Here is a 13555-nt window from a genome sequence, read left to right as displayed (position 1 = left end):
TCAGGCTTGGAATACCCAGCACTTCACGCTGGTGTTGCCCAGGCGGATCTGGCTGCGGACAGTGCGGTTGGCATCGACGTACTTGCGGGTCTTGCTGGACTTCAGGTAGCGCTTGAGCTCGCGCACCTCAGGGATGCGTAGCTTGTAGTCGGCACAGCGGCGCTCGAAGTCCTTGAGGTTGATGGCGATCAGGTCCGCGTTCTTCCCGTAGTGGTTGAGCAGCGGTTCTTCGGAAAGCCCCTCGAGATACTCGACCGCCTCCCAGAATTCGGCGACGAGCGGGTGATCGGCGTTGATGGCTTGCTGGCGATCGCGCGCCATTTGCCATACGTGGCCACAGGCCTGGTCGATGGTCTGGGCGTCGAACAGGCCCAAGCCTTCGGGGCCGAGGCAGTCCAGTAGCGCCATCAACTGGCCATGGCATTTGGCGATGCGTAGCACCTTGATGTCGGGATCGTCGGTCAGTCGGTTGGCGTACTCGCGCGAGCGGGTATTGATCAGCTCGAGCAGGGCGCTTTCCCGCTTGGCCACGTCCAGGGCGAACTGGCTGACGTGCTCGAGCTCGGTTTTCTCCAAGGCCTCGGCGAGATCCTTGGTCTGTGGTGTCTGACCCTCGCGGGTAAAATGCAGGTGACAAATACGGGTCTGGATGGCCTCGCCGGCCTGCACTGGCGCGTTCTGGCTGATAACGATGCTGCCGCGGAAGGGCGGCTCGTAGGTCTCATTACCGCTGCTTTTGACGCCGCGGGCACGGATCGAGCGGCCGTTGAAGGCGGTCTTCAGTTCGTCCCAGTCGAACTGCTTCTGCTTGACGCCGCCTTCCTGCTCACGGTCGGACTCGATCAGTACCACCGGCAGGTTGGCAACCTGGGCGAAGTTGCGGGACCGGGCCGGCATGGTGGCCTTGCTGGGATCGAACCCCTCATAGTCCCGCCGGCCGACCAGCTTCCACAGGAACTCGATCAGCGTGGACTTGCCAGCGCCGGCCTCGCCGACGATCTCGAGAAAGGGGAAGCTGCCCTGCGCGGCGCGGATCTGCTCGGCGAGCAGACTGCCCAGCCAGTAGCCGGTGGCCACCACGCCCTTGGCACCGAAGGCGCCCAGCAGCTGGCGCGTCCACGCGGTGCTGTACGCGTCCCGATCGGGGTTCAAATGCAGCGTGACGGATTGGCTCAAGGTCTTGAGGTGCTTGCGCGGGCCAAGCTCGAAATAGTCCTCGCTGTTGATCGACACTACCTTGCCGCCGGCCACGGCAAGATCGCCGAACACATAGGCCCCGTGCTCCTTGCTGTAGCCGATGTAGTCGATCGTCTCGACCGTCTTGATGTTGCCGATCTGGTCCTGGAGCAGGGTATCGAGCTGCTGGCTGGTACCGGTCCATACCGCGCCCGGCGCCACGCCGAGAAGGCGCTTCTTGTACTCGCTGGCACTGGCCAGTTGGCCACCGCTGAACGTGTTCTTCACCGGCGCCCGGCCATCGGGAAACTCGACGCGGTAGTAGTACCAACTCTCGTCGGTGACGGCGTTGGCCTGGTAGTACAGTGCCGTGGGGTAGCAGGTGCAGATGCGCTTCACGCTGCCGGCTTGTTCCAGCGCGGCATCACGGATCGCCGGGTTCAGCTGCTCCTGGTCGCCACCGTCCTCACCCTCGGCGCGTACCGCGCGGTCGAAGGCGTCGACATCCAGCTTCCACCACCAGATCTGGCGCTTGTACTCGAACCAGCACTCGCGCCGCTCGGTACGCTTGTAGAGGAGCAGCGCCTTGGCCATGGCCGACGGCGCCAATAGCAGGGCGCCGTGGTGGCGGTAAGTGGCATAGTGCTCGTCGGTCAGCTCGCCGCGCTGGTGCGCGTCGTTCCAGTCGTGCTTTCCATTGCCGGGGATTTGCGCGGCCTTGCATTCCCAGCCCTCGGCCCGGGCGCGGCGCACATGCTTGAGCGTGTTGTTTTGGCCGGCGCGGTTACTGTCCAGTGCCCACACCAGCGTCGGGCGCGCGGTGCCCGCGGCATGGGCGGCATCAGCCAGCCGCGCCAAGGCCCCGTCGGGATAGTTGTAGCAACTCATCGCCGAGACAGCGGCCTTGCCGTGGTGGTAATGGGCCGTGGCATCGAAGATGCCTTCCGTGATCCAGACCTCGCCGGCCTCCACCAGGTCGGCATCGGTCAGCGCCGGCGGCTGCCACCATTCGCCCTTGTACGGGCCGACGAAGTTGGCTTTCTGCTTGCCGAAGCGCTCGGGCTTGTCGAGCAGGCGCTCCCAGTAGGCGCCGCCGGGCAGGGCGAAACGCACCGTGGCGGAGCCGCCGATGCCCGGCTTCCAGTAGCTCTCTTGTGTGTACCAGCCGCGAATGCGCTCGAGATCGAAGCCGCGGCCATCGCGCAGGTAGCCATCGGCGACTGGCGAGCCACTCTCGGCGCGTTGTTCGGGCACGTCATAGCGTTCCGTCCAGCTATCGAACAGCTCCGGGAACAGCGCTTTGACGTGGTGCTGCGCGCCGCAGTTGTTCTCCCGCCCGCACTTGAGCATCCACGGCGACTCGGCGTTGATGAACGCCTCCCGCTTGCCGCAGTCGGGGCACTGTACCTTTTGCAGGTACGGGCCCCGTTCCTCGGCCTGATAGTCGCGCGTCAAGCGCGCAAGAATGTCCTGGCGCAGCGATGGATTCACGCTGGGCCTCCTTTTACTCATGAATAGAGAACGCAGTGAAGGGCGGCGGCTGCCCGCTTCAGTACTCGAGAACGACGGGGCGCCGGCGCTCGCGATCGACGACCACGGCACGCTCTTCCTGACGGGCCTGGGTCAGCACGTGCATCAGGTCGGTCACGGTGAATACCACCGGGCGACCGCCCTCGGTGCGCAGCACCACCACGTGGGACGTACACGCATCGATATCGATACGGGCGACCTGGTTGGTGGACTCCAGATCGGCGTAGGCTTGGATGGCCACCAGTTCGGCGTTTGCTTCAGTCATGTCGTGATCGACGATGAGGTGCTCGATGCAATTCCCCAGGGCGTTGACGCGGTTCTCCCAGCGATCCCGGAGCAGGCGGCCGGCAGCGATGTTGTGCGCGTCTTTGTGCGGGGCGAGGTTGGTCACGTTGTTGGCTGTGCTGTTCATGATGCTGTTCTCCGGTATTAGCCGTTGGCGGCGTGGGCTTGCTTGGCGATCAGGTCCCGCAGGCGTGGCACGAACGGCAAGGCCACGGTCGGGTTGGGGATATCGCTGGGCGCGATGGTGTGTGTGATCTCGATCGACGCTTTGCCGCGCCAGCCGCAATCCTCGTTGCGGCACTCGAAGACCGCCTCGCGGTACACCGGCGTGAGCCCCTGGCTCTTGCGAACGCGCAGGTTCACGCCGCAATGCGGGCATGGGATGCGGTGGCGGTTCTGTACGGTCATCAATGTTTCCTCCCTGCGGGGTAAAGGGCGCGGCCACGTCCTGTCAGCTCTTGCGCGCCGCGGCGGATGCGTCGGCGCAGCAGCCATTCCGCAGCCTGCTCGCGACTTTCCAGCCCTTGTTGGTCACGAATGGCGTCGAGCACGTCTTGTAGCTGTGGGTCGAGCTCCATCGCTTTTTCCGGCATGAAGCACCTCGAATGCACGGTGGATGTGGGGCTGGGCTCAGCTGGCGCAGGCGGCGATAGTGTCGGCAAGCACGGCGAGGTCGACGCCGAGCACCTCGCGCGCCTCCTTCATCATCATCTGGCGCATGACCTCGGCTTTGGGTACGCCCAGGTAGTTGGCCAATGCGGTGATGACGTCGGCTTCGTACTGGTCCAGATAGACGGTGGCCTTGGTGCGAACGCGTTTTGGGTCCTGGTACATAGCGGAGTTCCTTATGCGGCAATGCAGGACGATGGAAAGATCAAGATCGAGCGGCCTGCTCGGTTTCGGCGTCGTACTGCTCGATGCCCTTGATCATCAGCAGGCGAGACGTCGCGGAGAGCGAGCGCATTTCCAACTCGGCGATGCTCTCCAGGCGCTGCCGCTCGGTTTCCGTCAGGTGGGTCATCACCGGGCGATTGCAGCCTTTGGGCGCGCGACTCACGGTGGGCGACATGATGGTGTCGGGATGGCTCATAGGTTAGGCTTCCTCAATGGAGTGAAAGACAAGGAGCGCCGGTATGCCGGCAGGGAAAAAGGCGCCGAGTCCGTTGTTTCCAAGGCTCGAGACCATGGATGCTTCGGGGTTCAGCGATACGCTCTATGCGGCAGCCGCCAACATCGAGGAAAGCTTGCTGATGGCAGGCGCGACTCCGGGCGAGGACTACACCCGGCTCGACCTGTTGCGGCTCGCCGAGCCCTATGTAGTGGAGCTGCATCGCCAGTCCGAGAAAGGGCTGCGTGTGTTGTACCCGGCGGAAACGGTGTGGGACGAGCATGGTCAGGCACCTCACCGTTCGTAGAGCGCTGCGTACTTACGCTGGATGAAGTGTTCTTCCAGGTGGCCACGCAGGGTGGTGAGCGCGTCTTCGATGGCGTCGTCGTCCCGGCGGGCGGACACCATGTCGCCGGCCAGTTTGGCGCAGGCCTCGGCCAGCGTGCGTTCCTCGAGCGCCTCAAGCTCGGCCAGGGGATTGCTGCCGCCGGATTCCGGCGAGATGTAGCGCAGCAGCGCCATGCGCATGCCGGACGAACACTTGGAGAGTTCGACGTGCAGGCCGCGGACGTACACCTCGGCTGGCTCGTTTTCGTGCAGCTCGCGGGTAGCGCGGGCCGCAGGAGTGATCATTTCGGGGTCGGCCATGGCAGTGGCTCCCTTGTGATGTGAAAACCAGTGAAAGACTGCACAAACAGAGTGGAACCGAACGGTATCCATGTCAAGAGGAAATAATACCGAATGGTATCTTTTGGTGATCGGCTACGTGAGGAAAGGGAGCGTCTGGGATTGAGCCAGACCCAGTTTGGTGAATTGGCGAAGATCACCAAAAAGTCCCAAATGCTCTATGAAAGCGAGCAACGTAGTCCCAAAGCGGACTATCTCACCGCAATTGCCAAGGCCGGGATCGATGTTCAATACGTCCTGACTGGGGAGCGATTTGCTTCTATCGGGAAAGAGGAATTGGATGTTGCATTGGAACCGATTGGTGCCAATGAAGGGCTGTCCCCCGTACCGATGTACGACATCGAGGCCGCTGCCGGCGCAGGGCGCCTCATCGAGCACGAGAACGTCGAAAGCACCCTCTATTTCCAGACCCAGGCGCTATCCGCCGAAGGGCTCGATCCCGCGCACCTGATAGGCGCGAAGGTCCGCGGCGACTCCATGGGCAGCACGCTCCAGGACGGCGATCGGGTGATCGTCGACTGCAGCCAGCGCACGCCGGACGGCGTGTTCTTGCTTCGCGTGGGGGAGGAATACCGCATCAAGCGCGTGCAACGCGTCGCGGGTGGAGCCTGGCTGCTGATCAGCGACAACCACGCTTACGAGAAAGAGATGATCAAGCCCGACGAGATGCAGGACGTGGAGATCCTGGGACGGTGCCGGGTCAGGATTGGGCGGATTGCGTAGTGATTAGGTGTAAGCTGAATGTCAAATAATCTTGATAGACAGAATCTTCTAGTAATCAGGGCACTGGACTGGAGTGAAGTGAACGAGCTTGGATCCTCCATGGCCAGCTTCATTTTTCGAGGACAGGCAAATGCAGAATGGGGCTTGTCATCATCACTTGAAAGAGTGTGCAAAGATCAGGGCTTTGATCTTGATTTCTTAATTAATAGAGAGCAGCACATGCTTCATGAGTTCAAAAGAAGAGCTCATTTGTATTTGAGGAACTTGCCCGAAGAAGAGAATGATCTCGAATGGCTTGCTTTGATGCAACATTTTGGTGCGCCCACTAGGCTGCTTGATTTTACTTCATCTTTTTACGTGGCGGCTTTTTTTGCTATAGAGAATAGCTCGGGAGATGCTGCGGTTTGGTGTTTTAATCCAGAATTCTTCCAAAGTTATCATGGCCAGTATTTGTCTGGTCATGAGACAATAAGAAAAATAGAAAGTTACTTTAGGTCTCTATCTGGGGAGGTTCTCTCAAACCCTACAGGTTTTTCATCTATGGCCATTCCTGTAGAGCCATATATCTTAAATGAGCGTATCTCGGTTCAGCAAGGACTGTTTGTGTTACCTGCAAACATAACAGAATCCTTTGAAAAAAACTTATCCGAAACATTGATGATAGACGAATGTCAGTTTTCAGAGCGTCTGCCTAGTGATGACTATCATGTATTTGATTTAGAGGAAGGTGAGGTCTTTGACTATGCGGCTATCAAAATAGTGATACCACAGGAGATGCATAATTATATACTTTTTAATTTAAGTATGATGAATATAACTGCTGCTAGTCTTTTCCCGGGGCTAGATGGGTATGCGCGCTCTCTTAAGAGCTTTGTTAGGGATGTGGTTTAAATGATCTTTTATATACTATTTTGTGCTGTAGCTTCAGTGGATGATCATCTGGTGCTCTGGGAATTTCAGTGAGTAGTTCGAGGTCGGTGGTGCGCTCTATCTCATAAGCGACAACGAGCACTATGAGTCTGAGATGATCCGCCTGAATAGATGTACGAGGTAAAGATCTTTGATAGTACGAGGTCAGGATCGGCGGAATTTCGTGACTTATGCGTACCACTTGGCTGTAGTGATTAATAATGAATGAAGTATATAGCTAAGAACCATTTGCGGAGGGACCATGAAAACCGACTCAAAAAATAAATCTATTCACTATAAGTTTGCCAATATTACCACCTGTAGCTTTACTTTACAGGACCTTATTAAGGATGTTTTTTCTTCTGGAAGTGAGGCTAGGAAAGCGAAAAAACGTCTTGAGTCTATTAGTCAGGATGAACAGATATTTCGCCTTGTCAATCATTATAGTGAAAGTCGTGGCATGTTCTTTGGTCAGCTTGTCGTTTTCGAGAATGGTAAAGGTCAAGCTCTTTTAACTATTGATGATGACTCTGAATACTTTTTAATTGACTCGCTAGAGGCGTCTGAAGTAGCAGCCGAGAGAGGCGGTGATAAGCAACATGAAGAAGAGGGTCGTGTTGCAAGTCAAGAACGTAGAGATGAGCAGAGGCTGGAGAAGCGGAAAGAGTTTGTCGAGTCCATGTTGTACTTTGGCGTCAAAGATAACCACTTGGTGGTTATACAATCCATGGCTTTGAAGGCAAGAGACTTAGAAACTCACCTTAAATGGCTTTTTGAGTACTTTACGGAAAAGTTTTCATCTAAGTCTGCGCTTATTCTTCAAGATAAGCCAGCGCCTGATATCGTAAAGAAAATTGAAAAAAACCCCGCTAAGTCTATTTGTTTGGGTGCTCCAATTGAGACCGGTGACGGCTATTTAGTTGACTCTGAAGAGCATGCTCAGAGTGAATCTGATCAAGTTGTTAGTGAGAGCTCTAATAAGCTTAAGTTTTCGCCAAAAGGGATGGGGGCCGATATCGTTCGGGCCCTTATTGATCAAGACTGGTTTGATAAGCAAGATCTTAAAGAGTCTCTGGATGATGCCAACCTTAAAGTAAGTCTTGAAATAACATACCTGAGAAAAACAACAAAAAAAGGACACCAGGTTCTTGATAATATGGCAACTGCCCTTAGACATCAGCATGAAGATGATGTCAAAATTTACCTTGATGGTGGTGGAGTTATTTCGGGTGAAGATCTTAAGCTGACTGGTAGGATCTCAGTTAAAACCTTCAATGGTATGGTTGATGAAAATGACCTTTTTGATAAAATGAAAGTGTGGCTGAAAGATAAAATTGCTACAGAGCAGATTGATCCGGGAAAAGATCATAATGCTGGTTCTGATTCAGAGGAATAAGTTATGTGCAAACCGCTGAGAGTGCAAGCAGGCTGGTCGGGCCTTGGTGCTATGGCGCTTCTGCTCTCAGCAGGCTTGGGGGCTTTGGCTTTTGACTTGATTCTTTCTCTCCATCCTCAAGGTGTGCCATATTCGCCTCCATGGTTACTCATGTCTGTATTTCTTTTTCCAATTGGTTTCTGTGTGCAACTTATCGGTAAACTCAGAGGGTTAGAAGATACTGATGGATTAAGTCGGATGGAAGAGACCCGTCTGACTAGAATAGTGTCGGCAAAAAGGCGGCAGGTTTGGATAGCAGGAGGCTTTTATGTCTTTTCTGCAATTTTTTCTGCAGCCGTTTTTCTTATTCCTTCAAAGAATCCGCTTTTTTTTGCCGGCTACGATGTTATCGGTGGTTTGTTAGGTATAGGAATATTTGCCCTTGCCTGTATTTGGAAAGAGTTTGAAGCTGTTAATAATTTTGTGCGAGATTGCAAAAGGTCTGCGAAAAGGCGTAAGGCTGCCAAGTCAGCATTAGATGACTTTAAGTAGAGTTAGGGCGCTGCTGCTTTATTTTATATATTTAATCTGACAGGCTTCTATTTCCACTACTGGCTGTCGGCTATCACCAACTTATCGCGATAAAACTTGGGGCTGCAGAGGGCGCCAGTCGCTCTGCCAACGACGGCTCTTGAATGTGCTCATTGCCAAGATGACTGTCCGATATCATTCAATGTTCCGCATAGGGCTCGTGACAGTCCAAGGACAGTGTCTTCATGCTTTCACCTTCGGCAATTCCCCCCATTCCGTCGTATAGCGCTGCGTGAGGTAATCGCGGCGTAGCTGCCACACGGCGTCTTTGCGCTGTCCCCCCAGGCGGATGGTGTCGCGCCCCATCTGGGCGTTGAGCTTGTCGACCACGCTCATCAGGGCCTCGCTTTTACGCTTTTCTTCCTGGCTTTGTGACGCGTCGAATAGGTCTGCCTGGAGCGTGGCTTTGTCGGCGATGTCGAGCATCATGACCCCGGCCTTCATGTAGCAGGGGCCTTTCTCGTAAGCGGCGCTGAGGGCGCGTTGTGCGGTCTGCACGATGAGCCGGGTGTCGTCGGTTGAGTGGGGGAGCTGCACGACCAGGTCGGGATTGTGCTGGCGCAGGTCCGGGCGGTGGCGGTTGGTACGCAGCAGTATCATCAAAGCCCGCGCGACGCTGCCTTGCTTGCGCAGTTTCTCCGCGCCTCGGCTTGCGTGCGTGCGGATTGCCTCGGCGATGTCCGGGTAGTGATTCGTTGCGGTACCGAATGAGCGCGAGGTCATGATGCGTTGCTTCGGCTCGGCGAGATCGTCGGTCTCGATGCAGCTCACGCCGCGCAGCTCGTAGACCAGCTTCTCCTGGACGACTGAAAAATGGCGCCGTATCCGTTTGGGGTCGGCGTCGCGCAAGTCGAGCGCGGTGTTGATGCCGAGATCCATCAGCCGGGCGGCGAGTCGCCCGGAGACGCCCCATATTTCCGTCAGCGGGAGCTGCTCGAGCACCTGGCGAGTCGCGGGGGTGTCGGGCTCCATGATGCATACGCCGCCGTAGTCCGCGATTTTCTTGGCGCGGTGGTTTGCGATTTTGGTGAGGGTGCGGGATGTGCTCACCCCGACACTGACGGGAATGCCGGTGTTGCGTTTGACCGTTTGCCGTAGCCGTTGGCAGTGGGCCTCGATACCGTCGCGCGGGAATCCCTCAAGATGCACGAACGATTCGTCGATTGAGTAGACCTCGATCTCGGGCGCGAACTCACGCAGGGTCTGCGTGACGCGCCGGCTCATGTCGCCGTAAAGCGCGTAGTTGCTGGATAGCAGGGTAACGCGTCGGCGGATGTCGGGCGGGATCTGGTAGAGCGGCATGCCCATGGCGACCAACGGTTTGATCTCGTTGCTGCGGGCGATCACGCAGCCGTCATTGTTGGACAAAATTCCGACCGGCTGGCCCTCGAGATCGGGGCGGAAAACCCGTTCACATGAGGCGTAGAAGTTGTTGCAGTCGACCAAGGCGAGCATGAGATCCCCTTTATATTGATTTTTGCTTACTTTTGCATTAGCTTTATGAGCGTTGGCTAAGGGATGCCGGGCGCTAGCAGGATGCGACGCGACTCGGATTGTAAGGTAGCCAACAGGCCCGGCAACGGGCCTTCACTTTCCCACTCCTACCCGATGCGCATGCACGTTGTGCGTGACCACGCCCCACACATGACATTCGCGGCCGTCCATGGGAATCGGCGCGTAATTCGGATTGCCTGGCAATAGATACGGGCGCTGGCCGATCGTGCCGAGTTTCTTGACCGTGAGATCGCCGTCGATGGCCATGACCAGAATGTCGCCGTCGCGAGGATCGAGCGAGCGATCGACGATCAACAGGTCACCGTCATGGATGCCGTGTTGCACCATTGAGTCGCCCTGCGCGCGCACGTAGAACGTCGCGCTGGGGTGTTGCACGAGATGGCTGACGAGATCCAGTTCCGCTTCGATGTAATCATCTGCGGGACTCGGGAACCCTGCGCGGACGCTGTCCGCCGCGAGAGGGAGCAACGTGGCAGGTGCGGCGGAATCCTGAGCGCCGATGTATGTCGCGTGCATGAGCGCCTCCTTGTGTTTCACTTGTGCTGTGTATTTATACAGTATTAAGCTAAGCATCGAGAAGACGGCAAATGCTTATGTAATGAGCAAGCCACGTTAGACACCTTCAACGGCGCAGGGAGTCAGCATGCGTGTGCACTACGTGGGACCGCTCGTGGCGGGGCTCGACCATCCAGTGATGCGGGGCTATGACGCGTCACAGTTTTCACCAAGCTGCTATTTGGTCGAGGTGAGCGAAGAAGCTGGCGTGAACGGCCCGCTGATGGAAGGTGACCTGTTGATAGTTGATGAGCAGAAGCCCGCCGGGCACGCGGATCTGGTGGTGGTGGACCTGGAAGGTGAGCAGCGGCTCTTCAAGAGCCATCGCATCGGCGGGCGCTTGCGTCTGATGCCGACCGTCGGCCCCAAGGAATCGCTATGGGCCAGACGGTCGGATCTACGGGGTGTGGTGGTGAGCCAGGCAAGGCGGTATGGGTGGTAGCTAACTACAAATTGCTTCGCATGGTGTGCCGTCGTTGTCACCATCAAGCCGTCCGTTCCCGCACTGCTGTAGGTGGAAGACAGCTTCTTCACATGACGTCATAGCGCCACAGGTTTTGCGGGTAGCGCAGCTGAAATCACCGTCGTCATGCGGTAGGCCCTCGTCGTTGCCTGCCGCCCGATCAGGTAGAGTCGGTTGATGGGGCGTCGCTTTTCCGCTGACATGGGGATTGCCATGGCCCTGTATAGCAGCGATCCGGCGGTTGCGTTCACGTTCCCAGGCATCGACCGGGTCCTGCTTGGCCCAGGCCTCGAATAACTGCTGTTGTTGCCGGCTGATGCGTATACCGTACTCGTCGCGCATGTACCAGTAGATGCGTGCAACGTTGCCGCGCTGATTGGTGGGTGGCTGGAAGACGTCTGCCTTGAAATCCACCTTCGCGCGGCACTGGCCGTACTGATAAGCGCTGGCACTGGTGGCCATCCCGTAGCGCAGGTTCGAGCGATCGCCATTCACCTCGCCGACTGATGGTACGAGGTTGATCAAGTCGGCCTCGGCACGACGGAAAACGGGATCAGTTGCTCGGCAGTGCCGTCGCCCACCTTCCTGCCAGCACTGACGCTGTCGGCCGAAATCGTAAGCCGGCATGACATGCTCCCACTCGATTCGGGCAGCGCGTTTTGGCTGTTTGCGGACCTCATAGCCGCAACTGGCGAGATATGGCCCCTCTTCAAAATCGAGCTTGCAGCCGCAGTAGAAGGTGCGGTCCTGGTCGTAGTAGATCTCGCGCTCCGCGATCCGTTTGGCGGCGGAGAACGATGAAGGGGGCTCGGCTTGGGCGGAAAGCGCCATGAACACAAAGAAAAAGGCGAGGGTGGCAAGGGGCTTCATGTGGGGGCTCCGGCAAAAGGGCCGGACTGTATCATGAGCTGCTGAGAAGAAAGCAATCTTAGTGCTTATAGCTTTTACGTCAGAGCTTTGAAGCGAGGTGGTGGTGCATCACGGGCATACCTATTACTCTATGCATTGATGGTAAATTTTTGTAAGGAGGCGTCGTGGCTTGGGAAAATGATCTCCTGGAAAGAAAGAAGGTTGCCGAGTTTCTCCAGAATCTCCTTGAAAATGATGATGATATCAAGGTTGTAAATATAGACTCTGCATGGGGGTCAGGGAAAACTTTTTTTCTTGAGAACTGGAAGGAAGATCTTGATAAAGAAAGAGGTGTTGTATATTTTAATGCATGGGAGAGAGATTATACTGGTGACCCTTTTGTCTCACTTGTATCTGCCATTAAAAATCAGCTGGAAAGCCAAGTTGATGAAGGAAGGTTTATTTCAAGATTTGATGATTTTTCTACCAAAGCGTCCGGGGCTATACTAAGTGCATCTCCAGTTCTTATGAAAGCAATTGGAAAGGGCTTAGTTAGAAAGTTGATTGGGGTTGACGTAGACGAGGTTAAAGGGGCCTTTGATGATGAGAGGGAAGGAGGTTTTGAATCGGGTTTCGCGTTACTGGATGGAGCTTGCGAAGATGCGAGGGGCGTGGCTGATGAAGCTGCCGTCAAAGCCGTAAAGTCGCTTATTGAAAGTAGTGAGCAAAATATACAAGTGGTTGAGAGTTTTAGAGAAGTCTTTGAAGAGCTGGTTGAAAAAGTAGGACGGCATTTGAGTGGTGGTGATGAGTTCAAGCCAGTTTATGTCTTAGTTGATGAGCTTGATAGATGTAGGCCTACGTATGCTATTGAGCTTCTAGAACGGATAAAGCATTTCCTTGATGTACCTGGGTGCAAGTTTGTCATTGCAACAGATACTAGGCAGCTATGTCATTCCGTGAGAGCCGTTTATGGCAACGGGTTCAACTCTTTTGGTTATTTGAAGCGCTTTTTTGATATTACATATACTCTTGATAATAGAGATTTGAGTGGCTGGATTTCAAGTAAGGCGAATGTTAATTTTGCAGGCAATGCTTACTGCCTTGACCTGTCGCTGAGAGCCTATGACCGCACACGAGATTTTCGTATCCAATTAGATGGTGAGCCGGTTTTGCCAGATAGCCGTACTATAGTTTCGGAGGATGGAGCTCTAAACGAGAAAAAGGTTATAATTCTTGCTCTTTGCCATACTTTTGAGGTTTCGTTGCGTGATATAGATAAGATTGTTATGCATATCAATGCTTCCCTTTCTAGTGTGCATAAGAGCAAGGTGCATTTTTTCTTCTTGGCTTACTTGGTGTTTTTAAAAAATTCTGATCCTGAAGCTTATGATGCATTGGTAAGCGGTAACTTTGAAAGTTTTACGGCAAGTGTTGTGAATAGGTTTTCTCCGTGGAAGCTCTATTTTACCACTAAGTGTGTAGATGTTCATGAGCTGGCAAAGGAGTATACGGAGTGCTCTTTGGTTAGCAAGAGTAAATTAATGGCTATGCTTAGCAATAATATTGACGGGTTACGTTATCGGAATGTCATGCTGCGTGAAGCAAGCAATGGTGAAAACTTTCTGAGCTATAGGAAAGTAGTCGACCTTGCAAGCTATCTTTCTTAGGTGTCTTGTGATCGACTAGGCGATGCTGTTCATGCGTGTCAGCGCGAACATTATCGGCAGGTAGTGAGTTTGATAGTCTCTATTGTCGACTGTTGCCTACGCAAACCATTATGACAAAT

17 protein-coding genes are annotated in these 13555 nt (G+C 55.1%); 7 read left to right on the top strand and 10 right to left on the bottom strand.

Annotated features, from left to right (window positions below; all coding sequences use genetic code 11):
• From C8E00_RS08925 to C8E00_RS08900, 6 genes are read right to left on the bottom strand one after another with little or no spacing between them, the layout of a single operon-like run.
• Window positions 1-2667, bottom strand: a complete 2667-nt coding sequence (locus C8E00_RS08925; protein ID WP_133697059.1) for a toprim domain-containing protein — start codon at window positions 2665-2667, stop codon at window positions 1-3.
• A 58-nt stretch (window positions 2668-2725) separates the two neighbouring features.
• Window positions 2726-3118 (bottom strand): hypothetical protein, encoded by a 393-nt coding sequence (locus C8E00_RS08920; protein WP_133697056.1) that lies wholly within the window; start codon window positions 3116-3118, stop codon window positions 2726-2728.
• A gap of 17 nt (window positions 3119-3135) precedes the next feature.
• On the bottom strand, window positions 3136-3399 hold the full coding sequence (locus C8E00_RS08915; protein ID WP_166638283.1) for an ogr/Delta-like zinc finger family protein: 264 nt from the start codon (window positions 3397-3399) through the stop codon (window positions 3136-3138).
• Window positions 3399-3584 carry a hypothetical protein gene (locus tag C8E00_RS08910; RefSeq protein WP_083831085.1) on the bottom strand — a complete coding sequence of 62 codons (186 nt, stop codon included), beginning with the start codon at window positions 3582-3584 and terminating at the stop codon, window positions 3399-3401. Before C8E00_RS08910 ends, C8E00_RS08915 begins: the two co-directional genes overlap by 1 nt.
• 37 nt (window positions 3585-3621) lie before the next feature.
• Complete coding sequence (locus tag C8E00_RS08905) at window positions 3622-3825, bottom strand: hypothetical protein (RefSeq protein ID WP_011506663.1); 204 nt, start codon at window positions 3823-3825, stop codon at window positions 3622-3624.
• 40 nt (window positions 3826-3865) lie between these two features.
• On the bottom strand, window positions 3866-4081 hold the full coding sequence (locus C8E00_RS08900; RefSeq protein ID WP_011506664.1) for a hypothetical protein: 216 nt from the start codon (window positions 4079-4081) through the stop codon (window positions 3866-3868).
• 43 nt (window positions 4082-4124) lie between these two features.
• Between C8E00_RS08900 and C8E00_RS08895 the strand changes: the two genes are divergently transcribed.
• Window positions 4125-4406, top strand: coding sequence for a hypothetical protein (locus tag C8E00_RS08895; RefSeq protein ID WP_133697052.1), 282 nt, complete (start codon window positions 4125-4127; stop codon window positions 4404-4406).
• Here the strand turns inward: C8E00_RS08895 and C8E00_RS08890 are convergent.
• Window positions 4394-4747 (bottom strand): hypothetical protein, encoded by a 354-nt coding sequence (locus C8E00_RS08890; RefSeq protein ID WP_133697049.1) that lies wholly within the window; start codon window positions 4745-4747, stop codon window positions 4394-4396. The genes C8E00_RS08895 and C8E00_RS08890 overlap by 13 nt on opposite strands.
• 141 nt (window positions 4748-4888) lie before the next feature.
• Here C8E00_RS08890 and C8E00_RS08885 point away from each other — a divergent pair, with 141 nt between their 5' ends.
• The 4 genes from C8E00_RS08885 (at window position 4889) to C8E00_RS08870 (ending at window position 8345) form a co-directional block, all read left to right on the top strand.
• Window positions 4889-5509: an XRE family transcriptional regulator gene (locus C8E00_RS08885; RefSeq protein WP_166638282.1), complete on the top strand. Its 621-nt coding sequence runs from the start codon at window positions 4889-4891 to the stop codon at window positions 5507-5509.
• Between the two features lie 99 nt (window positions 5510-5608).
• On the top strand, window positions 5609-6400 hold the full coding sequence (locus tag C8E00_RS08880; RefSeq protein ID WP_166638281.1) for an FRG domain-containing protein: 792 nt from the start codon (window positions 5609-5611) through the stop codon (window positions 6398-6400).
• 280 nt (window positions 6401-6680) lie between these two features.
• Window positions 6681-7814, top strand: coding sequence for a hypothetical protein (locus C8E00_RS08875; RefSeq protein WP_133697042.1), 1134 nt, complete (start codon window positions 6681-6683; stop codon window positions 7812-7814).
• Window positions 7815-7817: 3 nt separating this feature from the next.
• The gene (locus C8E00_RS08870) at window positions 7818-8345 is read left to right on the top strand and encodes a hypothetical protein (protein ID WP_133697039.1); all 528 of its coding nucleotides are present in this window, start codon (window positions 7818-7820) and stop codon (window positions 8343-8345) included.
• Window positions 8346-8567: 222 nt separating this feature from the next.
• Here the strand turns inward: C8E00_RS08870 and C8E00_RS08865 are convergent, their stop codons facing one another.
• Window positions 8568-9839: a Y-family DNA polymerase gene (locus tag C8E00_RS08865; RefSeq protein ID WP_133697037.1), complete on the bottom strand. Its 1272-nt coding sequence runs from the start codon at window positions 9837-9839 to the stop codon at window positions 8568-8570.
• 132 nt (window positions 9840-9971) lie between these two features.
• Window positions 9972-10415: a LexA family protein gene (locus C8E00_RS08860; protein ID WP_133697035.1), complete on the bottom strand. Its 444-nt coding sequence runs from the start codon at window positions 10413-10415 to the stop codon at window positions 9972-9974.
• Window positions 10416-10542: 127 nt separating this feature from the next.
• Between C8E00_RS08860 and C8E00_RS08855 the strand changes: the two genes are divergently transcribed.
• On the top strand, window positions 10543-10896 hold the full coding sequence (locus C8E00_RS08855) for a LexA family transcriptional regulator (protein WP_133697033.1): 354 nt from the start codon (window positions 10543-10545) through the stop codon (window positions 10894-10896).
• Here C8E00_RS08855 and C8E00_RS08850 read toward each other — a convergent pair whose 3' ends face one another.
• Window positions 10897-11787, bottom strand: a complete 891-nt coding sequence (locus tag C8E00_RS08850) for an endonuclease (protein ID WP_133697031.1) — start codon at window positions 11785-11787, stop codon at window positions 10897-10899.
• A gap of 164 nt (window positions 11788-11951) precedes the next feature.
• On the opposite strand from C8E00_RS08850, the gene C8E00_RS08845 reads away from it, so the two are divergent.
• Complete coding sequence (locus C8E00_RS08845) at window positions 11952-13436, top strand: KAP family P-loop NTPase fold protein (RefSeq protein ID WP_133697028.1); 1485 nt, start codon at window positions 11952-11954, stop codon at window positions 13434-13436.
• Window positions 13437-13555: the final 119 nt, after the last annotated feature.

The sequence above is a fragment of the Chromohalobacter marismortui genome (assembly GCF_004364315.1).
Taxonomy (GTDB): Bacteria; Pseudomonadota; Gammaproteobacteria; order Pseudomonadales; family Halomonadaceae; genus Chromohalobacter; species Chromohalobacter marismortui.
The sequence above is the reverse complement of the archived record's forward strand: the minus strand, read 5'-3'. Positions and strand labels throughout refer to the sequence as shown.

Excerpts from the sequence above, each read along its gene's own strand:
- C8E00_RS08920 (WP_133697056.1), bottom strand. The coding sequence starts at position 3,118 with ATGAACAGCACAGCCAACAACGTGACCAACCTCGCCCCGCACAAAGAC.
- C8E00_RS08915 (WP_166638283.1), bottom strand. The coding sequence starts at position 3,399 with ATGACCGTACAGAACCGCCACCGCATCCCATGCCCGCATTGCGGCGTG.
- C8E00_RS08910 (WP_083831085.1), bottom strand. The coding sequence starts at position 3,584 with ATGCCGGAAAAAGCGATGGAGCTCGACCCACAGCTACAAGACGTGCTC.
- C8E00_RS08905 (WP_011506663.1), bottom strand. The coding sequence starts at position 3,825 with ATGTACCAGGACCCAAAACGCGTTCGCACCAAGGCCACCGTCTATCTG.
- C8E00_RS08900 (WP_011506664.1), bottom strand. The coding sequence starts at position 4,081 with ATGAGCCATCCCGACACCATCATGTCGCCCACCGTGAGTCGCGCGCCC.
- C8E00_RS08895 (WP_133697052.1), top strand. The coding sequence starts at position 4,125 with ATGCCGGCAGGGAAAAAGGCGCCGAGTCCGTTGTTTCCAAGGCTCGAG.
- C8E00_RS08890 (WP_133697049.1), bottom strand. The coding sequence starts at position 4,747 with ATGGCCGACCCCGAAATGATCACTCCTGCGGCCCGCGCTACCCGCGAG.
- C8E00_RS08880 (WP_166638281.1), top strand. The coding sequence starts at position 5,609 with ATGGCCAGCTTCATTTTTCGAGGACAGGCAAATGCAGAATGGGGCTTG.
- C8E00_RS08875 (WP_133697042.1), top strand. The coding sequence starts at position 6,681 with ATGAAAACCGACTCAAAAAATAAATCTATTCACTATAAGTTTGCCAAT.
- C8E00_RS08870 (WP_133697039.1), top strand. The coding sequence starts at position 7,818 with ATGTGCAAACCGCTGAGAGTGCAAGCAGGCTGGTCGGGCCTTGGTGCT.
- C8E00_RS08865 (WP_133697037.1), bottom strand. The coding sequence starts at position 9,839 with ATGCTCGCCTTGGTCGACTGCAACAACTTCTACGCCTCATGTGAACGG.
- C8E00_RS08860 (WP_133697035.1), bottom strand. The coding sequence starts at position 10,415 with ATGCACGCGACATACATCGGCGCTCAGGATTCCGCCGCACCTGCCACG.
- C8E00_RS08855 (WP_133697033.1), top strand. The coding sequence starts at position 10,543 with ATGCGTGTGCACTACGTGGGACCGCTCGTGGCGGGGCTCGACCATCCA.
- C8E00_RS08850 (WP_133697031.1), bottom strand. The coding sequence starts at position 11,787 with ATGAAGCCCCTTGCCACCCTCGCCTTTTTCTTTGTGTTCATGGCGCTT.